General features: G+C 66.0%; 17 protein-coding genes. 10 read left to right on the top strand and 7 right to left on the bottom strand.

The features are described 5' to 3' along the window. Window positions 1–2: 2 nt before the first annotated feature. Window positions 3–1,043 carry a Gfo/Idh/MocA family protein gene (locus ACP7AR_RS13015; protein WP_426186421.1) on the top strand — a complete coding sequence of 347 codons (1,041 nt, stop codon included), beginning with the start codon at window positions 3–5 and terminating at the stop codon, window positions 1,041–1,043. Further along, window positions 1,040–2,092, top strand: coding sequence for a Gfo/Idh/MocA family protein (locus ACP7AR_RS13010; RefSeq protein ID WP_426186418.1), 1,053 nt, complete (start codon window positions 1,040–1,042; stop codon window positions 2,090–2,092). The genes ACP7AR_RS13015 and ACP7AR_RS13010 overlap by 4 nt, the downstream gene beginning before the upstream one ends. Window positions 2,093–2,097: 5 nt before the next feature. Here ACP7AR_RS13010 and ACP7AR_RS13005 read toward each other — a convergent pair whose 3' ends face one another. Beyond that, window positions 2,098–3,609 (bottom strand): hypothetical protein, encoded by a 1,512-nt coding sequence (locus ACP7AR_RS13005; RefSeq protein ID WP_426186415.1) that lies wholly within the window; start codon window positions 3,607–3,609, stop codon window positions 2,098–2,100. Window positions 3,610–3,736: 127 nt separating this feature from the next. Between ACP7AR_RS13005 and ACP7AR_RS13000 the strand changes: the two genes are divergently transcribed. The 7 genes from ACP7AR_RS13000 (at window position 3,737) to ACP7AR_RS12970 (ending at window position 11,139) form a co-directional block, all read left to right on the top strand. Continuing rightward, window positions 3,737–6,682 carry a Na+/H+ antiporter subunit A gene (locus tag ACP7AR_RS13000; protein ID WP_426186412.1) on the top strand — a complete coding sequence of 982 codons (2,946 nt, stop codon included), beginning with the start codon at window positions 3,737–3,739 and terminating at the stop codon, window positions 6,680–6,682. Next, the gene (locus ACP7AR_RS12995) at window positions 6,682–7,239 is read left to right on the top strand and encodes a Na(+)/H(+) antiporter subunit C (RefSeq protein WP_426186409.1); all 558 of its coding nucleotides are present in this window, start codon (window positions 6,682–6,684) and stop codon (window positions 7,237–7,239) included. Before ACP7AR_RS13000 ends, ACP7AR_RS12995 begins: the two co-directional genes overlap by 1 nt. After that, window positions 7,236–8,789: a Na+/H+ antiporter subunit D gene (locus tag ACP7AR_RS12990; protein ID WP_426186406.1), complete on the top strand. Its 1,554-nt coding sequence runs from the start codon at window positions 7,236–7,238 to the stop codon at window positions 8,787–8,789. Before ACP7AR_RS12995 ends, ACP7AR_RS12990 begins: the two co-directional genes overlap by 4 nt. Next, a complete protein-coding gene (locus tag ACP7AR_RS12985) occupies window positions 8,786–9,358 on the top strand; it encodes a Na+/H+ antiporter subunit E (RefSeq protein WP_426186403.1) in 573 nt (190 codons plus the stop codon). Before ACP7AR_RS12990 ends, ACP7AR_RS12985 begins: the two co-directional genes overlap by 4 nt. Next, entirely contained in the window at window positions 9,355–9,624 is a 270-nt protein-coding gene (locus tag ACP7AR_RS12980; protein WP_426186400.1) for a monovalent cation/H+ antiporter complex subunit F, read from the top strand. The genes ACP7AR_RS12985 and ACP7AR_RS12980 overlap by 4 nt, the downstream gene beginning before the upstream one ends. Further along, window positions 9,621–10,010 (top strand): monovalent cation/H(+) antiporter subunit G, encoded by a 390-nt coding sequence (gene mnhG, locus ACP7AR_RS12975; RefSeq protein ID WP_426186397.1) that lies wholly within the window; start codon window positions 9,621–9,623, stop codon window positions 10,008–10,010. The genes ACP7AR_RS12980 and mnhG overlap by 4 nt, the downstream gene beginning before the upstream one ends. 256 nt (window positions 10,011–10,266) lie before the next feature. Then, window positions 10,267–11,139: a hypothetical protein gene (locus ACP7AR_RS12970; RefSeq protein ID WP_426186394.1), complete on the top strand. Its 873-nt coding sequence runs from the start codon at window positions 10,267–10,269 to the stop codon at window positions 11,137–11,139. A 129-nt stretch (window positions 11,140–11,268) separates the two neighbouring features. On the opposite strand, the gene ACP7AR_RS12965 is transcribed toward ACP7AR_RS12970, so the two are convergent. From ACP7AR_RS12965 to ACP7AR_RS12945, 5 genes are read right to left on the bottom strand one after another with little or no spacing between them, the layout of a single operon-like run. Next, the gene (locus tag ACP7AR_RS12965) at window positions 11,269–12,033 is read right to left on the bottom strand and encodes an alpha/beta fold hydrolase (protein WP_426186391.1); all 765 of its coding nucleotides are present in this window, start codon (window positions 12,031–12,033) and stop codon (window positions 11,269–11,271) included. A 40-nt stretch (window positions 12,034–12,073) separates the two neighbouring features. Continuing rightward, window positions 12,074–12,856 (bottom strand): ectoine/hydroxyectoine ABC transporter ATP-binding protein EhuA, encoded by a 783-nt coding sequence (ehuA, locus tag ACP7AR_RS12960; RefSeq protein ID WP_426187747.1) that lies wholly within the window; start codon window positions 12,854–12,856, stop codon window positions 12,074–12,076. A 16-nt stretch (window positions 12,857–12,872) separates the two neighbouring features. Then, the gene (gene ehuD / locus ACP7AR_RS12955; protein ID WP_426186388.1) at window positions 12,873–13,538 is read right to left on the bottom strand and encodes an ectoine/hydroxyectoine ABC transporter permease subunit EhuD; all 666 of its coding nucleotides are present in this window, start codon (window positions 13,536–13,538) and stop codon (window positions 12,873–12,875) included. Further along, the gene (locus ACP7AR_RS12950) at window positions 13,535–14,269 is read right to left on the bottom strand and encodes an amino acid ABC transporter permease (RefSeq protein WP_426186385.1); all 735 of its coding nucleotides are present in this window, start codon (window positions 14,267–14,269) and stop codon (window positions 13,535–13,537) included. The genes ehuD and ACP7AR_RS12950 overlap by 4 nt, the downstream gene beginning before the upstream one ends. A gap of 10 nt (window positions 14,270–14,279) precedes the next feature. Further along, window positions 14,280–15,170: a transporter substrate-binding domain-containing protein gene (locus ACP7AR_RS12945; RefSeq protein ID WP_426186382.1), complete on the bottom strand. Its 891-nt coding sequence runs from the start codon at window positions 15,168–15,170 to the stop codon at window positions 14,280–14,282. Between the two features lie 286 nt (window positions 15,171–15,456). On the opposite strand from ACP7AR_RS12945, the gene ACP7AR_RS12940 reads away from it, so the two are divergent. Next, complete coding sequence (locus ACP7AR_RS12940) at window positions 15,457–16,170, top strand: GntR family transcriptional regulator (RefSeq protein WP_426186379.1); 714 nt, start codon at window positions 15,457–15,459, stop codon at window positions 16,168–16,170. A 22-nt stretch (window positions 16,171–16,192) separates the two neighbouring features. On the opposite strand, the gene ACP7AR_RS12935 is transcribed toward ACP7AR_RS12940, so the two are convergent. Then, the gene (locus ACP7AR_RS12935) at window positions 16,193–18,853 is read right to left on the bottom strand and encodes a penicillin acylase family protein (RefSeq protein WP_426186376.1); all 2,661 of its coding nucleotides are present in this window, start codon (window positions 18,851–18,853) and stop codon (window positions 16,193–16,195) included. Window positions 18,854–19,000 lie beyond the last annotated feature (147 nt).

Raw genomic sequence — 19,000 nt, 5'->3', positions numbered from 1 at the left:
TCATGCGAAATCCGGAGCCGGTGGCATCCGAATCCACTCAACTCGTCGTCGGCCTGATCGGCGCCGGCGGCATCGCCCAGATGCACGCCCCGGCGTGGAAGGCGCTCGGTGCGCACGTGCTGGTCCAGTCCATCGCCGGGGCAGAAGCACTCGCAGCGGAGTTCGACCTCGAGGTGGTCGATTCCGTTGCAGAGGTGCTTTCTCGTGCAGAGATCATCGACATCGTGACGCCCACCTCCACGCACGAGAGCATCGCGCTGGCCGCGATCGACGCAGGGAAGGACATCGTGTGCGAGAAGCCGCTCACCCTCACTGCCGAATCCTCCCGCGCGGTGCTCGAAGCGGCGAGGGCGGCCGGGGTGCAGATCTTCCCCGCTCACGTCGTGCGTTACACAGCGCCTTATGCGACGGCGCATCGCGCCGTCACTGAGGGGCGGCTGGGACGCATCGCGGTGGCGCGCTTTCACCGTGAGGGCTCGAGCCCGGCGATCGGCACGTGGTTCCAGGACGTGAAGCTCTCCGGCGGAGTCATCATGGATCTGATGCTGCACGACCTCGATCAGGCACGATGGACCTGTGGTGAGGTGCTCAGCGTCTACGCCGTGCAGAACCCCGCGACGGTGGACGGACTCATCCCCCCGTTCGTCTCCGCGCACGTCACGCTCACGCACGTCGGCGGCGCGATCTCGCACATCCACGCGACCTGGGGTGCGACCGGAACGACGTTCAAGACCGGCTTCAGCATCGCCGGGGAGAAGGGTGTGCTCACGTACTCGTCGCTCGAGAACAGCGGGCTGGCTCTTGAGCTTCAGGGCGTGGCGGAAGAGGGCCTGACCATCCCCGACGCGCCGGTGCGGGAGAGCCCGTACCTCAGTGAGCTCCGTGACTTCGCCGCCGCGTTCCGGGGCGGACCGTCTCCGCGAGTCGATGCCGAAGACGGGGCGATCGCCGTCTACCTCGCAGAGGCGGCGCAGCGGTCACTCGACACCGGTCAGGTCGTCGTCATGTCGGAACTCATCACCGAGCAGGAGGAGGCAGCATGAGCATCGCTCGCCCGATCAAGGTCGCCATCGCCTCATTCGCGCACGTGCACGCGGCAGGCTACGCCAGGACGCTGCTCGAGATGCCGGGGGTCGAGTTGCTCGCCAGTGATGCCGACGGCGCTTCGGCCCCCGATGCCTCCCCGCGCGGTGCTGAACTCGCAGCGAGCATCGGACTGCCGTACGTCGATGACTACGACCAGCTCTTCGCCTGGGGTCCGGATGCCGTGATCGTCACGTCGGAGAACGCACGTCACCGCGCGATCGTCGAACGCGCGGCTGCCGAGGGCGTGCACGTCCTCTGCGAGAAGCCCATCGCCACCGAGGTCGCGGATGCCGAGGCGATGGTCGCTGCGTGCGCGGCCGCAGGCGTGATCCTGATGATCGCCTACCCGGTGAGATTCGCCCCGCAGTTCACCGCGCTGCGGCAGCAGCTGGATGCCGGTGCCCTCGGCGATCCGTTCGCGATCGTCGGCACGAACAACGGCAAGATCCCGATCGATTCCCGGCAGTGGTTCACCGACCCGCTGCTCGCCGGTGGCGGTGCGATGGTCGATCATGTCGTGCACTGCGCCGACCTCATCGATGCACTGACGGGGGGAATGCGGGCGCGCACCGTGTATGCGGCGGCGAACGGCATCCTGCACTCGGAGAAGAATGTCGCCGCGGAGACGGGAGGGCTCGTCACGATCACGTACGAGAGCGGCCTCATCGCCACCATCGACTGTTCGTGGAGCCAGCCGGACGCCGCGTCGACGTGGGGTGGGCTGACGCTGAAGGTGACGGGCACGAACGGCTCGGTCGAGATCGAGCCGTTCGCCGAGCATGTCGGCGGCTTCGGAGTCGAGGGAGACATCCGTCTCGACTACGGCACGGATATCGATGCGCTCCTGATCGACGAGTTCCTCGATGCCGTGCGTCGTTCGGGCTCGGCGGTCGAGGGGCAGGCGCCGATCGTGCCGCAGCCGGACGGCGCGGTGGGCGTGCGCACGCTCGAGATCGTGGATGCTGCGCGCCGGTCGGCCCGCGCGGGCGCGCCCGTCACGGTCTGACGATCTCAGGAGCGGGCAGGGCCGAGCGGCAGTGCGACGGGTGAGAAGTCGTAGATCGTGAACTGGCCGCACGTGATCACGTCCGAGGGCTGCGCGTTCGTGCCGAGAGCCCACGGGCTGCTCTGCGCATCCTCGATGAGGAACGTCACCTCGCCGACGGCGAAGTCCGTGCGATTGATGAGCCAGGCATAGGCGTTGAGCTGATGATCGACCTGCGCGAGTCGGGACGGATCATCCAGATGCAGTTTCGGGAGGCGAACAGTCCAGAACTGCCCGGCTCCGGTCTGCCCTGATCCGTTCACCCAGTCGCTCACGCAGGTGAGGTCGCCGTTCGGATGCTGCGCGGCGACGCTCACGCGGGGAATGCTGAGACCTGCGCAGACGATGAGCAGCACCCCAGCGCCGGCGGTCACGCTCAACGCTGCCCGCCGCGGGACACGCAACGCCAGAGGTGAGGCGACCAGGCCGAGGACCGGCGCGAACACCACCGGCTCGAGGTACCGGGCGGCGTGTGTGCCGAGCGCGACGGCGCCGACCGTGACGACCAGGGGCAGCAGCCATGCCGCCGTCGCCACGATGCGAGCTCCCGCATCCTGCGCGCGGAAGGACTGCCGAACGGCGACTGCGAGCAGCGCCACCACGAGCACCGCGCCGAGGATGCCGAGCGGGGTCGAGAGACGCTCGGCTGCAAGCTCTCCGTAGTAGCGGACCGACTGCGGCCAGAGGGTGGGCTGTGCGTACGCGGATCCGTCGTTGGCGATCCATTCCGAAAGCGGAATGCGACCGAGAAGGCCGGCCGCCGTGCCGCCGAGCAGCCACCCGAGCAGCCGGAGCGAAAGAGCGCGCCAGCGCGCATACACGGCGGAACCGCCCAGCAGCAGGCCGAGCGGCACGGTCGCCCACGCCGCGTAGAGCGGGTTGGACAGCACGGAGACGGCAGCGACCACACCGAGCAGCACCGGCAGGAGCCGTGATGATCGATCGGGGTCGTCGAACATGCGCCGCACGATCCCGATGCTCAGTACGACGGCGATCACCGTCGCCGAATAGTAGGTCGTTGTCAGCAGCAGCGATGCCAGCTCGAATGATTCGCGAGAGCTGGAGGTCTCGGTCATCGAGAGGATGCTGAACGCGCCGACGGCGACCAGCGACCAGAGGACGGGGGCAGAATCGGCGCGCCGGCGGCCGGCGACCAGTCGAACCGCCCCGTAGAGCGCGATCAGGTTCAGGACGGCGTTGATCGCGAGTACGGCATTGACGTCGAGCGCGAACAGCCTGCCCAGCATCCAGAGCAGTCCGAACAACACGATCTCGGGCAGGAACAACACGCTCGACATCACCCAGTCGAAGGGTTCTCCGTCGGCGACCGAACGCACGAGCAGTGCGACGATCAGCGAATCGCCGTCGCGGAACAACAGCTCTGAGCGCGCCGTCGCAGCGATCTGGGCGACTGTGACGATCGCGATCAAGGCGGCGGCCAACCAGCCGCACAACTCGCGGACCCACGTCTGTCGCATGTCCACCACTCTTGCATGCCTGCTTCTGTGCGGATCGCGGAACCTCGGGGGTGCATGAACCGGTAAACTTCAAGAACGCCCGCCCGCCAATGCCGCAAGGCCTCGACGAGCCATTGAGGAGCCGCTTATGCTGTTGCTCCTTGCCGTGTTCCTTCTCGGGGCTCTTCTTCTCCCTGTGTTGGTGCGTTGGCTCGGGGCGCGGGCGTTCGCGATCGGGGCTCTCATACCCGCTGCGGCGTTCGTTCAAGCGCTGGTGATGACTCCCCAGGTGCTGGCGGACGATCCTGCACCGTTCGAAAGCGTGGAGTGGATCCCGCAGCTCGGGCTGAACCTCTCGATGCGCATGGACGTGCTCGGCTGGGTGATGACGCTCATCGTCACCGGCGTCGGCGCCCTGGTGCTGCTCTACTGCCGCTGGTACTTCCACGACGAGGCCGCGGGTCTCGGACAGTTCGCCGGCGTGCTGCTCGGTTTCGCCGGGGCCATGTACGGACTCGTCCTCACCGACGATCTCGTCATGCTCGTGATGTTCTGGGAAGTCACCAGCATCCTGTCGTATCTGCTCATCGGCCACTATCGCCGCCGCGCGGCGAGCCGTCGTGCCGCACTGCAGGCGCTCCTGGTTACCACGCTCGGCGGGCTCGTGATGTTCGTCGGCGTGGTGCTGCTGGTGGTCGACACCGGCACCTCGAGCATCACCGAGATGCTCGAGCTCGCTCCCACCGGGCCGCTCGTGAACGCGGCTGTGGTGATGCTGCTGATCGGCGCGCTCAGCAAATCCGCGATCTTCCCGTTCCACTTCTGGCTCCCAGGAGCGATGGCTGCCCCCACGCCGGTGAGTGCATACCTGCACGCTGCGGCGATGGTGAAGGCGGGCATCTACCTCATTGCGCGGTTCGCGCCGATCTTCGCGCTGTCCGAATCATGGCGTCCCATCGTGATCTCCTTCGGAGTGTTCACGATGCTGCTCGGCGGAATCCAGGCGCTGCGCGAGACCGACCTCAAGCGCATCCTGGCCTTCGGCACCGTCAGTCAGCTCGGTTTCTTCACGGTCATGGTGGGCTACGGCACGCAGGCGACCGCACTCGCGGGTCTGGCATTGGTGGTCGGGCATGCGCTGTTCAAGTCGGCCCTGTTCCTGGTCGTCGGCGTCATCGACCGTCAGCTCTCCACCCGTGACATCGACGAGCTCTCCGGGGTGGGCAGGCAGGCGCCGGTCATGGCCGCTGTCTCGTTCATTTCGGTCGCGTCGATGGCGGGCATCGCGCCGACCGTCGGCTTCGTCGCGAAGGAATCGGCGCTCACCGGACTGCTCGACGATGCGCTCGGCGGCTCGCCGTGGGCCCTGGTCGCCCTGATCGGCGTCGTTCTCGGTTCTATGCTCACTGCGGCATATGGCGTCCGTTTCCTGTGGGGGGCATTCTGGAAGAAGCGCGACGAGCGCGGCGAGACGATCCCGGACACCGTCTGGCCCGACCCACCGGTGGGCTTCCTCTCAGCGCCGATCATCCTGGCCGGAGCGACGATCGCGCTGGGAATCGGTGCTCCGGCGCTCGACACCGCACTGCACGGATATGCCGTGACCGCTGCGCCGGGTCTGGATGCGGACGGTCTGGCGGCTGAGGGCCCAGGGCACCTGGCGCTCTGGCACGGGTTCGAACCGGCCCTGGGCATCTCGGTGCTCTCTGTCGTGCTGGGCATCGGTCTGTTCCTGATCAGCAGACGTACGGGATGGGACCGCAAGGCGCGGATGCTGAAGTTCACGGCCGCCGACGTGTACTTCTACGTGATGCGCGGCGTCGACCGACTGTCGGTGATCACCACGACTCTCACCCAGCGAGGCTCGCTGCCGGTCTACGTCGGCACGATCTTCGTCGTCTTCGTCGCCGCCGAGACGACGGCCCTTCTCGCGAGCGACGTCGATCGGCTGAACCTCTCCGTCTGGCACACTCCGACCCAGATCGCCGTCGCGCCGATCATGGCCATCGCCGCCGTCTTCGCGGTTCAGGCGCGCAAGCGCTACACCGGCGTCGTGCTCGTCTCGGTCACAGGTCTCGGCATGGTCGCCCTGTTCGCGACCAGCGGCGCCCCAGACCTCGCTCTCACCCAGATCCTCGTCGAGACCGTCACCATGGTCACCTTCGCCCTCGTGCTCCGGCGCCTGCCATCGCGAATGGGCGAGCACAACGCGTCGGTCTCCCGCATTCCGCGTGCTGTCCTGGCGATCGGCGTCGGCGTCACGATGGCATTCATCGCGGTCGTCGCGACTCAGGCCCGCATCACAGATCCGATCTCGGTCGCGTTCGCCGATCTCGCCTACGAGATCGGCCATGGCAAGAACGTCGTGAACGTGGCGCTCGTCGACCTCCGCGGTTGGGACACCATGGGTGAGCTCTCGGTGCTCGTGCTCGCCGCGACCGGCGTCGCATCCCTGGTGTTCGTCACCCACCGCGCGGACATGCTCTCCCAGCGGCCGTCGCTGCCGAAGCGCGTGAGACGCAAGGCGCGTATCGCGCCGCTGGTGGAGACGACGGACGGCATCCGGTTCCAGACCACCGAGAATCGCAGCAACCCGCGGGCATGGCTCATCGGCGGCCAGCAGATGAAGCCGGAGAACCGATCCATCCTGCTCGAGGTGATCGTGCGCATCCTTTTCCACACGATCATCGTCGTCTCCATCTACCTGCTCTTCGCCGGTCACAACGGGCCAGGCGGCGGCTTCGCCGGCGGTCTCGTCGCCGGCATGGCGCTCGTCATGCGCTACATCGCGGGCGGTCGATGGGAACTCGGCGCCGCCGCTCCCGCGGATGCGGGTCGCCTTCTGGGCTTCGGCCTCATCCTCGCCGTCGGCACGGCGGTGCTGCCGCTGTTCTTCGGGCTCGCACCGCTGACCAGCTCGTTCTGGGAGTGGGAGATCCCTGGCCTGGGGCACATGGAGTTCGTGACATCGACCGTCTTCGACCTCGGCGTCTACCTCGTCGTCATCGGACTCGTCCTCGACGTGCTGCGCAGTCTCGGCGCTGAGGTCGATCGCCAGTCGCAGCAGATGCGCGCGCGGGGGGTGAGTGCCTGATGGATGTCTCGCTCACTCTCATCATCGTGATGGCCATACTCTTCGCCTGCGGCGTGTACGCCATGCTCGAGCGCAGCCTCACCCGCGTGCTCATCGGCTTCCTGCTGCTGGGAAACGCGACCAACCTGCTGCTGCTGATCGTCATGGGAGTGCCGGGCAATGCCCCGTTCTACGGCACCGAGGGCGACATGAGCGATCCGCTCCCACAGGCGCTCACTCTCACCGCCATCGTCATCACCTTCGCCGTCTCCGCGTTCCTGCTCGCGCTGATCTACCGCTCCTGGCAGCTCGGCCAAGCCGACACCGTCGAGGACGATGAGGCGGACATCGCCCTGCGCGAGCGCACCGACGCCGATGAAGACGTCATGGATGACGAAGGGGATGCCGAGGACGAGGAGGCCACGACCGACTTCGTCGACGTCCGCACCGCGCCGATCACCGTGCTGCAGATGCGAGATCACGCCTCGATCCGCGACGACGCCCCGACTGATCGGCCCTGGTCGAGACAAGAACCGGCCGACACCACAGCATCCGACGACGGGGAGGACCGCACATGAGCGCGCTCGTCCCCCTGCTCGTCGCCCTTCCTCTTCTCGGAGCAGCGGTCACCCTGGTCTTCGGCCGCAGCCCCCGCCTGCAGGTGTTCGTCACCGTCGCCACTCTCACCGCGGTGGCCGTCATCGCCGCGGTGCTGCTCATCGCCGTCGACGGCGGCTCGCCACTCGCCGTCTCCGTGGGGGGCTGGCCGGTGCCGTTCGGCATCGTGCTGTACGTCGACAGGCTCGCAGCCCTGCTCGTCCTGATCTCCAGCATCGTGCTGCTCGCGGTGCTGCTCTTCTCGATCGGCCAGGGTGCCGCCGACGGAACAGACGAGACACCGATCTCGATCTTCAACCCGTCGTACCTGATCCTTGCGGCAGGCATCTTCAACGCCTTCATCGCCGGTGACCTCTTCAACCTCTATGTGGGCTTCGAGATCCTGCTCGTGGCATCGTATGTGCTGATCACGCTCGGCAGCACGGAGTCGCGCATCCGCACCGGTGCGGTCTACATCGTCGTCTCGCTCGTCTCGTCGATCATCTTCCTGGCCTCGATCGCGATGATCTACGGAGCCCTCGGCACCGTGAACATGGCGCAGATCGCTGAGCGGATGACCGAGCTTCCGCAGGAGACGCAACTCGTGCTGCATCTCATGCTCGTGGTCGCGTTCGGCATCAAGGCAGCCATCTTTCCCGTGTCGTTCTGGTTGCCGGACTCCTATCCGACAGCGCCGGCACCTGTCACGGCCGTGTTCGCGGGCTTGCTGACGAAGGTCGGCGTCTATGCATTGATCCGGACGGAGACGCAGCTGTTCGCAGAGAACAGCATCGACACGCTCCTGCTGATCGTCGCGCTCGCGACCATGATCATCGGCGTGCTGGGCGCCGTGGCGCAGGCCGAGCTGAAACGAATCCTCTCGTTCACGCTGGTGAGCCACGTCGGGTACATGATCTTCGGCCTCGCCATCGCGACGCCGGCCGCCATCGGCGCCACGGTGTACTACATCGTTCACCACATCGTCGTGCAGACGACGTTGTTCCTCGCGGTCGGACTCATCGAACGAAGAGCCGGCAGCACCTCGATCCTCAGGGTCAAGGGGCTGCTGAAGGCGGCGCCGCTGATCGCCGTGCTCTACTTCGTACCGGCCATCAACCTGGGTGGCCTGCCGCCGTTCTCCGGGTTCATCGGGAAGTTCGCACTGTTCGAGGCGGCAGCATCAGTCGGCACGCCGATCATGATGGTGCTGATCTTCGGCGGCATCCTGACATCGCTGCTCACGCTCTATGCGCTGATGCGCGCCTGGAACCTCTCGTTCTGGCGCGAGGAGGAGGACTCGACGGAGACCGACGGTCGGATCGAGTACCTCGGCAACGCGCCCGCCGCAGACGAGCAGCAGGAGCGACGTCGCATCCCGAAGATCATGACGCTCGCGACCGGGGGGATGGTCGGTGTGACGCTGCTGCTGACGATCTTCGCCGGGCCGCTGTACGCGTTGTGCGATCGTATCGGTGATGCGCTGCTCCAGCCGGTGAGCCTCGTGCAGTTGGAAGAGGAGGTGAGCCCGTGACCCCCGAGATTCAGCGCCATCGCCTTCACGACGTGTGGCTGCAGCTTCCGTTCCTCGCGTGGCTCATTGTGCTCTGGATGCTGCTGTGGAACCAGTTCACACTGCTGTCTCTCGTCACCGGGCTCGTCGTCGCCGTCTTCGTCACTCGCGTCTTCCGCCTGCCGACCATCGAACTCTCTGGACGCGTCAACCTCTGGTACGGAGCGCTGTTCGTCGTGCAGTTCCTGTTCGCCGTCCTTCGCGGTGCGATCGCGGTCTCGATCCAGGTGTTCGATTTCCGCCGTCAGCCGGGGGCGGCGATCATCGCGGTGCCGCTGAGGTACGCGGACGATCTGGTGATGACGCACGTCTCGGTCACGTCGTCGCTGATCCCGGGCTCCCTCGTGGTCGAGACGGATCGTGATCGTCGGGTGCTGTATCTGCACATCATCGGGGTGCGAACACGTGCCGACGCAGATGCGCAGCGCGACGGCATCCTGCGCTGGGAGAAGCGGATCGTACGGGCGCTCGGCAGCCCGGCGCAGTATCGTGCGCTGAAGGCGGACGAGCGCGCGGGAGGTGAGCGATGAACATTCTGATGATCGTGATCGTGGCGGTGTTCAGCATCGCGGCGATCCTGACGATGTTCCGGATCATCCGCGGTCCGTCGATCCTCGACCGCGCCGTGGCATCCGACGTCCTGCTCACCGAGGTGATGTGCGTGCTGGGCGCTGAGATGGCGATCAACGGACACACGCGCAGCATTCCTGTTCTGCTCATCATCGCGGCCGTCGGCGTGTTCGGATCGATCTCGGTCGCCCGATACGTGGCGAGAAGGGACAACACGACATCATGAACGTGTTCGACTTCGAGATCCCGGATGCCGTCATCGACGTGGCGGTGCTGGTGCTGATCCTGTTCGGCGCGGTGCTGTGCCTCTCGGCCGCGGTCGGGCTTCTGCACTTCCGGGATGTGCCGTCCCGTCTGCATGCGGCGACCAAACCGCAGGTGCTCGGGGTGATCCTGATCTGCCTGGCTGTCGCCCTCGCACAGCGGTCGGTCGGCGGCATCCTGCTGGGGCTCGCGCTGGTCGCGCCCATCGTGCTGATGCAGTTCGCGACCGCACCGCTGTCCGCGCACATGGTGGGCCGCCAGGCCTACCGCAACGGGACGACTGAGGAACGCCGCCTCGTCGTCGACGAGCTCGCCGAGTCGAAGCAGACCCCGCCGGGGGCCGGGTAGGCCGCCCGAAAGCGGCGCCGGATGCGCGGGGGATAGGCCGCCGGATGGGCGCGGGATACGCGCACAACTCCGGAGAAAATCTCCGAATCGGGTGTCGCGGGTCAGAACGACGCGGATGCAGCAGAATTCTCCGGAGTTATGCGGGCGGACGAGCGGCGCGAACTTCTCCTGCACTGCCGGCGCCAGAGGCCGAATCTTCCACAGAACGTGGCTATCCAGCTCTCGGGCGTTCCGCGACGAGGGAACCATTCCGTGGGTGAACCACAAAGTTGCCGAGCGAGTTGCCACGACCTATTCGCCGACCGTCTTCTCCCGGGCTGATCTCCTCGAGGCAGGGAGTAGCGGACATGACATCACCCGAGCCGTCAAAGCAGGAACGCTCGTACGTCTGCGTCGAGATCACTACAGTTACGCCGACGTCGACGCCAGGGTGGCGGAGGCCGTTCGTGTGGGTGGCCGCGTGTCGTGCGTGACGCTGCTGCAGATGCTCGGGGTGTTCGTGTTGCAGTCCTCAGGCCTGCACATGCACCTGTTGCCGCACATGTCGCGGATTCGAAGCCGTGCCTCGCGATCGACGGTGATGCACTGGTCCCGATCGATGCAGCGCGGCGGCCCGCGGCATGTCGTCCTACTCGGCGATGCCGTGCGCCAGTCGATCCTCTGTCAACAGCCGAGGGCTGCGATAGCCACTCTCGACAGCCTGCTGCATCTCGGTCTGGCCACCTGGGCGCAACTGGAGGAGCTCTTCACGCTCGTGCCGGCCCGGCTGCATGTTCTCTTGAGCCTTGTCGACGCCTCGGCAGAGTCCGGGCCCGAGACATACATGCGATTGATCCTTCGCACGCTCGGTGTGGGCTACACGACGCAGGTGGTCATCCCCGGTGTCGGTCGAGTCGACTTCGTCGTCGACGGCTGGCTCATCATCGAATGCGACAGCAGGGAGTTCCACGAAGGGTGGGACAGGCAAGTCGCGGACCGCGCCCGTGACATCTCCGCCGCTCGGCTCGGTTACCTCACCATCCGCCCGGTCGCATCCGACATCCTCTTCGACTCCAACGCGGTTCGGCAGAGCATTTCGGAGGTTCTTGACGCCTTCGGATCGCGGGCGCGGAGTCGTCGGGGCGCATAACTCCGGAGAACCGGCTGCTCGTCGCGGGTGCTCGGCCGCAATGACGCCGGATCTGCAAAAAACTCCGGAGTTATGCCGGGGCCGGCGGAGGAGAGGGCAGGGGGCAGAGGCTCAGCGTGCAGGCCTGGTTCAGAGCTCCCGGGCGAACTCCGTGATCATGTCGGCTGCGACCTTCGCATCGCTGATCAGCGTGCCGTGGCCGTGGTCGGGGATCTCGCGCAGCGTCGCAGGGCCGGGGACGAGATCGACGATCTTGCGGCACCACGACACCGGCGCGAGGGGATCGCGCTCCCCCCGCAGCACGAGCACGGGGCACTTCACTCTCGCGTAGGCCTTCTCCGGCTCGTGCACCACGGTGGCGCGGATCTTCCGGATGAGGTGCGGCCCGCCACGCAGATACTCGCGTGCACCGCGCAACAGCACCTCAGGACGCTCGCCCATCAGGTCTCGCAGCAGGTACGTCGCCTGCTCCCGGATGCTGCGCGTCGCGCTGTTCACTGTGGGGCCGGCGAGGACGAGGCCGTCGACGAGGCCCGGATGCCGCACCGCCAGCTCCGCGCCGATCTGACTGCCCATCGAGTGGCCGATGATCACGGCATCCGAGACGCCGATGTTGCGCAGGAACGCCGCGATCAGGTCGGCGTGACGCGCCATGGTGAGGGTGCGGTCGGGTTCAGGTGCCTCGCCGAAACCTGGCAGATCGAGGGCGATGATGCGCCCGGGCAGCCGCTCGACGAAGTCCACGTACACGCTGCGGCCCATCCCGATCCCGTGCAACAGGACGTAGGGACGGGCACCGGCGCCGAAGTCCTCGGCGATGAGTGTCGCTCCGCCGTGGGTGAACTCGACGACGGATGCGCCGACGCCATCGGGAGCGAGAAGACGAGAAGGCATGAATCGACCCTATTGCCCAGCGCGCGCCCGACCGGACAGGTCAGAGCACCGCTGCCAGGAAGTCCCTGGTGCGCTGTTCCTGCGGGTCGCTGAAGATATCCTCCGGCGCCCCCTCTTCCACGATGCGTCCGCTGTCGAACATCAGCACGCGGTTCGATACGTCGCGGGCGAACTGCATCTCGTGCGTCACGATCAGCATCGTCACGTCGGTGTCGCGGGCTATGTCGCGAAGGATGTTCAACACCTCTCCCACGACCTCGGGGTCGAGGGCACTGGTGACCTCGTCGAGCAGCAGGATCTCCGGCTCCATCGCGAGCGCCCTGGCGATGGCGACGCGCTGCTGCTGGCCACCGGAGAGCTGCGTGGGATGAGCGTTCTCCTTGTCGGGGAGCCCCACCTTCTCCAGGAGCGCTCGGCCTCGCACGATCGCGTCCTTCTTCGACATCCCCAAGACATGAACCGGCGCCTCGATGATGTTCTCGATCACGGTCATGTTCGGGAACAGGTTGAACTGCTGGAACACCATGCCGATGCGCTTGCGCATCTCGTTCTTGTGCTTCTCCTTCAGCTCGACCCGCTTGCCGTCCTTCTCGTAGTGCGTGAGCGGCTTGCCGTCGATGAGGATGTAGCCGCCGTTCGCCTCCTCGAGTGTCATCACAAGGCGCAGGATCGTCGTCTTGCCCGAGCCGCTCGGTCCGATGAGGGTCACCCGGTCCCCGCGACGCACGGTGAAGTCGAGGTCGTGCAGCACGACGTGGTCGCCGAAGCGCTTCTCGACCTTGTCGAAGCGGATGGCCGGCACATCGCCGTCGTCCAGCGTGATGGCGCCGGTGTGCGTGTCAAGCGGTGGTGTATTCAAGACGTTTCTCCAATCGTCTGGCCAGCACTGAACTCAGCAGGCTTGCGGCCAGGAAGATGATGCCGGCGAGGGTGATCGCCTCGACGTAGCGGAAGTTCGCACCGCCGTAGAGCTGCGCCTCTCGTACCATCTCCGTCACGGTGATGACCATCAGGAACGGGGTGTCCTTGAACATCGAGATGACGTAGTTGGCCAGTGCGGGGAGTGTAGAGCGCAGGGCCTGCGGGATGATCACCGCGCGCCAGGTGCGGCCGGGCGACATCGACAGCGCGGTCGTCGCCTCCCACTGGCCGGGTGGCACCGCGTCGATGCCGGCTCGGTAGACCTCGGCCATGTAGGTGGCGTAGTGGATGCCGATGATGATGGTTCCGAGTACGAGCGGCGGCACCGTTGTGAAGACGTAGTACGCGAACAGCAGCTGCACGACGAGCGGCGTCATGCGGATGAAGTTCATCACGAGTGTGATCACGGCGCTCACCGGACGCGGCGCCGTGCGACGGCCGAGCGCGATGACCAGGCCCAGGACTGCGGCGATGATGCTGCCGATGATCGTCACGACCAGAGTGACGGTGAGGAAGGTCCACAGTAGATCTGGGAGCACCGCGATGGCGTGATCCCAGCTCCAGAAGCTGTTGTCGTCGTTCATGCGGCCTGGCCCGCCCCCTTCATGTCGGGGATCGGGGTGGTCGTGATGGTGTCCCGCCACTTCCCACCCTGTCCGAGCCGGTGCTTGGCGCGGGTCTCAAGGGCGTTCATGGCGAGCGTGAGCGCGTAGGCGATCGCGAAGTAGATGAGCAGCCCCAGGGTGTAGGCGAAGAACACGTCGGTCTGGACGCGCAGCTTGTTCAGCTCGGCAGTGAGATCGACGATCGTGATCAGGTAGACGACGGCCGTTCCCTTGAGCAGCTGGATCAGCAGGTTGTTCAGCGAAGGGATCATCAGCACCCACGCCTGCGGGAAGATCACCCGCCACATGCGCTGCGAGCGCGACATGCTGAGCGCGGTCGTCGCCTCCCACTGGCCGGCGTCCACCGAGTTGATGGACCCTCGCACGACCTCGGCTCCGTATGCGCCGTAGTTCAGACCGAGGGCGATCGTGCCCGCGAGCACGGCGGGTATCTCGATGTTGAACGGCGGCAGCGGCATCACGAAGAAGATGAAGAAGAGCTGCACGAGCAGCGAAGTGCCGCGGAAGAGTTCGATGATGGTGCGGGCGATGCCGCGGAGCAGGATGTTGTCGAATCGCGCCAGCAGGCCGAGCCCGATGGCGACGACGAACGCCAGGAGGGCGCCGCCCGCAGTCAGCTGCAGGGTCATCAGGACCCCGTCGATGATCTGCGGCAGCGCCCGCCCGAGCGCTTCGAAGTTGTCAGTCACTGGAGTGGGATCAGCCCAGCTCGCCCGAGCAGAGCTGCTCAGTGGTCAGATCTGCCGGGGGCAGGTTCTCGGCCGTGAAGCCGAACGGCTCGACCAGGTCGAGGTACGTCCCCTCGTCGCCGGTGATCTTGGCGAGCTCCTCGTTGTAGGCCTCGAGAAGATCGCTGTCATCCTGGCGGAACACTGTGGCACCGGCACCGATCTGCTCGACCCCGTCGATCTCCTGTACGAAGGCGTCGGTCGTCTCGACATCGTCCATGTCCTCGGTCATCCAGTTGAGCGAGACTGCCGTCAGCGCGAACGCGTCGGCGCGACCGGACTGCACGACCTCGATGCCGGCCTGGGCGCTGTCGACCTGGATCGTGTTCCCGATGCCGAGATCGGTGGCGTAGCCCTCTTCGATCGCACCGGACTGAACAGCGAGGGTGACGTCGCCGGCGGCGGCGACCGAGTCGAGGTCGCTGAGCTTCTTGGGATTGTCCTTGGCCACGACGAGGGTCGTCGTGTACATGATCTCCGGATCACTGAACGCGGCCTCTGCGCAACGCTCCGGAAGAATCGACATCCCGGCGCTCACGGCATCCCAGCGGCCGGCGTTGAGCCCGGGGATCAGCGAGTTCCAGTCGACTTCTTCGATCTCGATGTCGTCGATTCCGAGGTTCTTGAAGATCTGCTCGTGCATCGCGATCGTGGCGCCGGTCGGCTCGCCGTCCTCGACCCAGGAGTACGGCTGCTCGGAGGCGATCGCCAGAGTGATCTTGCCCTCTTCCTGCGCTTTCTCGAGCGTGTTCATGCCTTCGGTGTCGCTGCCGTCGCCCGATGAGCATCCGGCGAGAAGGCCGAGCGTCAGGGTCCCGATGGCGGCTGTGGCGATGCCGATCCGTGTCGTTCTCTTCGTCATGATGTCCTCGCGTTCCGTATGAGTTCCGTATCCGGGCGCTCTGCACGGGCGCCGTTGACCGTGCCCCAGACTATGGAATCTGTCGAGCGATGTACAGTCAGACGCGCAGATTGTCGACACGTATACAAAATTGTGATCATGAGGCAGACTGGGGACTCCGAATTCGACTTCGCAGATCGACGCGGAGGATCGAGAATGAGATGTCCGCGATTCTGCGCGACGGCTGGAAGGGATGCACATGGCTTCACACACCCCTCGCGCGGTTTCACCGATTTCGATGGTGCGCGTGGCGCGACCGTCGACCGTCGACCTCATCACCGCGGAGTTGCGCAAGGCCATCTTCACCGGCGCTCTGCCAGTGGGCAGCCCCATCGGCGAAGTCGAGATGTCCTCACAGCTGGGAGTGAGCCGCAGCCCATTGCGGGAGTCCACCCAGCGCCTTGTGCAGGAGGGTCTGCTCACCGCGTCCCCGGGCCGCGGCATGCGCGTGAGTGTCATCGGGCCCGAGCACGTCGCCGACGTGTACGACGCCCGTCTCGCGATCGAATGCCAGGCCGTGCGGCTGATCATCAAGGCCGGCGCGGCGTCAGTGATCGATGGGCTCGAGCGCGCGTATCAAGAGCTGGTCACCGTCAGCGAAGGGACGGATGCTCGCGCCATCGGTGACGCCGACATCGTGTTCCATCGTGTGCTGGTCGATTCCGCGGGCAGCCGCAGGCTGTCGCACTACATGGCCACACTCGCGATCGAGACTCGGATCGCCAGTTTCAGCGACCCCAGTGGCTACACCGTGCGTCGGTCGGTGTCCGACACCTATCGGGAGCTTCTCGCCGCGGTCGCCGCTGGTGACCTGTCGAGCGCGTTCGCCGCCCTTGAGCGCCAGTTCGCCGAAGCCGTTGCGCGCCTCACCGGCAAGGATGACGACGTCGAGACTGTCGAGACGCCCGCCGACGAGGAGCCACCGGCGATCGGGCCGATCGAGCTCACCGAAGAGGTCTGACTGAGCGCGACCGTGTTCGCGCTCAGCCCTTCGGCGCGAGCACCAGGGTGCCGACGGTCCTCTCGTCCACGGCATCCGCCGTGAACGCCCACGGCGTCTGGATGCCGTCCGCCCAGTTCTCGGTCTGATCGACGTAGTGCTGGTGAAAGGGATGCCCGGATGCGCCAGTCAGATGGTTCCACGTCGAAGCGTCGAAGTCGGACAGATCGATCACCATGCGCATGGAAGGCACAGTGGTCGTCGCATATCCCTCGCCGAGCTCCCAGCCGGTGGCGTTCACGACCGATGGACCACCGCCGACCGGATACGGTCCACGATTGAACAGTGCCTCGATCGGAGCGATGCCGGACGAGCCCAGCGTGGCGCTCGTCAAGGTGATGGCGTGCAGATCGCCCCAGTTCCATCGTGCGACAGCTGAGCCCTGCAGCCCGGAGAGCTCGTCATAGGCCTGCTCGGCAGACAGCGCGAGCATCTCGTCCATGCCGTCGACATCGATGTTCTCGTTCGTCCAGAGGGGATCGGACGGGTCGTTCAGCAACTCGGACACCACGGTGAACAGCCGGGCCTGACCATCGTGCGGCAGCGGCTCTTCACGCTGCTCGAACAGGTTCAGCACCAGGTTCGACCACAGCACGTTCGCATAGGCGGCCGCAGCGGAATCAGCGTTGTTCTGCGCATCCCAGGTTCGCAGCAGCGCGACGGCCTCCTTGGGTCCTGCACCGTCGACCTCGATGTCCTCCATGACGGCCGCGAGTTTCTTGCCGATCCACATCTCGTTGTCGTTCTGGATGTCGCGCATGTCCTGCGCGGTGAGCGGCGCGGCCGCGGCACGGCGTTCGATCAGGTGGGCGATGCGGGCGGCGCGGTAGCCGTAGTCCCAGTCGCGAGAGAGGAAGTACTCGTAGTCATCGGTGACGATGGCGTTGTTCGCCGTGACGATGTAGCCCGAGTTCGGGTTGTACGACACCGGCAGCTCTTCGAACTCGATGAACCCGGTCCAGTCGTAGCTGCTGTCCCAGCCCGGTTGCGGGATCCACCCGTCACCGGCGCCGCGGATGGGCAGGCGGCCAGGCGCCTGGTAGCCGATGTTGCCCTCGACGTCGGCGTAGATCAGGTTCTGCGCCGGGACGTCGAACAGCGATGCCGCGTACCGGAAGTCGTCGAAGTCCTGGGCAGTGGCGAGAGCGAAGATCGAAGTCGCGGTGCTGCCCGCGTCGAGCGCAGTCCAGCGGAGGCTCACGGCGTACTCGCCTGAAAGTGCGGCCGAAGCATCCGTCTCGCCCTGCACGAGGGCGTCGCCGTCCGCCGAGACCGGACCGTCGGCGACGGCGGTGAAATCGTCGGTGAGTCCGGAGATGATCGGGCCATGCACGGTGGAGCGGATCGTGAGATCGATGTCTTCGCCGCCCGCGACCTTGACCGTCTCCTCTCGCACATCGAGTGGCACGAGGGCGCCGTCGCGCCAGTACGCGTCGCCGTCGACCTTCTCGATGTAGAGGTCTGCGACGTCGGTCGTGAGGTTGGTGAAGCCCCACGCGACCTGACTGTTATGACCGATCACGATGCCGGGCAGACCGGAGAACGAGAAGCCGCCGACGTCGAACGGGCATTCGTCGGTGACCTCGGAGCAGCGCAGCTGCACCTGGTACCAGACCGAGGGGAGGGAGGCGCCCAGATGAGGGTCGTTCGCCAGCAGAGGCATTCCGCTCTCGGTGAGCTGGCCGGACACGACCCACGAGTTCGAGCCGATGCCCTCGCCCACGTCTCCGACCAGCAGGCTCGCGGCCGCGACGACGCTGTCGGCCTCCTGCCATTCGATCGTGGTCACCGCGGTCTGCACCTCGGAATCTTCGAGTCCGCCACCGTCTGTCGAGAAGGCGGCCGGCGCGGCGCCGGCTCCCGCGTCAAGCGCGGGGACCGTGGAGATCTCGGGGACGATCACCGGATTCTCATCGAACGGATACGCGGGATACAGCTGCTCGAGAAGCTCGAGGCTGTCGGCCGGGACTGCCGGGTCGCCGACATCGGCGACCAGCATCGCGCGTTCGGTCTCGTCTTCGATGTTCGTACGCAGATCCCATGCCATCGCCTTCAGCCAGGCCACGGAATCGGCGGGCTCCCACGGCTCGACCGTGTAATCGGGGTTCTGTATGCCGAGGACGGCATATTCCAGTGAAAGGTCGGCGCCGTCGCGAGTCGCGAGATATGAGTTCACGCCGTCGGCATAGGCCTGGTAATAGGCGAGTGTGGTCTCGTCCATCGCCTCGACCTCCTGCTCGGCGACGTCGCGCCACCCGAGAGTGCGCAGGAACATGTCGGTCGGGGCCTGTGATTCTCCGAACATCTCCGCGACCCGGCCCGACGTCACGTGCCGGCGGAAGTCCATCTCGAAGAAGCGATCCTGCGCATGCACGAATCCCTGGGCGTAGAACAGGTCGTGCGAGGAATCTGCGGTGATCGTCGGCACGCCGAGGTCGTCACGCTGCACGGTGACCTGGGCCTTCAGCCCGTCGAGTTCGAGTTCGCCTGCTGTCTGCGGGAACGAACGCTGGATCGTCCAGACCACGAAGAACGCCGCAGCGACCGCGATGACGAGCAGACCGGCGATGACCCCGAATGCGATTCGTCCGATTCTGGCGCCGAGAACGCGGTGGGGAGCAGATTCCGTGGATTCGATCGTCATTGAGGGTTCTTTCGGGGTCGTCGGTGGGATTCGGTCTCACCGTTCCCCAGAGCGCGTTTCGGGCACGCTCTGGAAGCCTAGCCCCGTCGACGTGTTTCAGCACGCATCTCAGGCCGCGGCGACCTGTGCAGGACGAGTGCGGATGCT

Source organism: Microbacterium sp. TWP3-1-2b2 (genome assembly GCF_049896145.1).
In the GTDB taxonomy this organism is placed as follows: domain Bacteria; phylum Actinomycetota; class Actinomycetes; order Actinomycetales; family Microbacteriaceae; genus Microbacterium.
The sequence above is the reverse complement of the archived record's forward strand: the minus strand, read 5'-3'. Positions and strand labels throughout refer to the sequence as shown.

Bases quoted from the DNA above. Each gene is read 5' to 3' on its own strand.
- ACP7AR_RS13015 (WP_426186421.1), top strand. From the start codon at position 3: ATGCGAAATCCGGAGCCGGTGGCATCCGAATCCACTCAACTCGTCGTC.
- ACP7AR_RS13010 (WP_426186418.1), top strand. From the start codon at position 1,040: ATGAGCATCGCTCGCCCGATCAAGGTCGCCATCGCCTCATTCGCGCAC.
- ACP7AR_RS13005 (WP_426186415.1), bottom strand. From the start codon at position 3,609: ATGCGACAGACGTGGGTCCGCGAGTTGTGCGGCTGGTTGGCCGCCGCC.
- ACP7AR_RS13000 (WP_426186412.1), top strand. From the start codon at position 3,737: ATGCTGTTGCTCCTTGCCGTGTTCCTTCTCGGGGCTCTTCTTCTCCCT.
- ACP7AR_RS12995 (WP_426186409.1), top strand. From the start codon at position 6,682: ATGGATGTCTCGCTCACTCTCATCATCGTGATGGCCATACTCTTCGCC.
- ACP7AR_RS12990 (WP_426186406.1), top strand. From the start codon at position 7,236: ATGAGCGCGCTCGTCCCCCTGCTCGTCGCCCTTCCTCTTCTCGGAGCA.
- ACP7AR_RS12980 (WP_426186400.1), top strand. From the start codon at position 9,355: ATGAACATTCTGATGATCGTGATCGTGGCGGTGTTCAGCATCGCGGCG.
- mnhG (WP_426186397.1), top strand. From the start codon at position 9,621: ATGAACGTGTTCGACTTCGAGATCCCGGATGCCGTCATCGACGTGGCG.
- ACP7AR_RS12965 (WP_426186391.1), bottom strand. From the start codon at position 12,033: ATGCCTTCTCGTCTTCTCGCTCCCGATGGCGTCGGCGCATCCGTCGTC.
- ehuD (WP_426186388.1), bottom strand. From the start codon at position 13,538: ATGAACGACGACAACAGCTTCTGGAGCTGGGATCACGCCATCGCGGTG.
- ACP7AR_RS12945 (WP_426186382.1), bottom strand. From the start codon at position 15,170: ATGACGAAGAGAACGACACGGATCGGCATCGCCACAGCCGCCATCGGG.
- ACP7AR_RS12935 (WP_426186376.1), bottom strand. From the start codon at position 18,853: ATGACGATCGAATCCACGGAATCTGCTCCCCACCGCGTTCTCGGCGCC.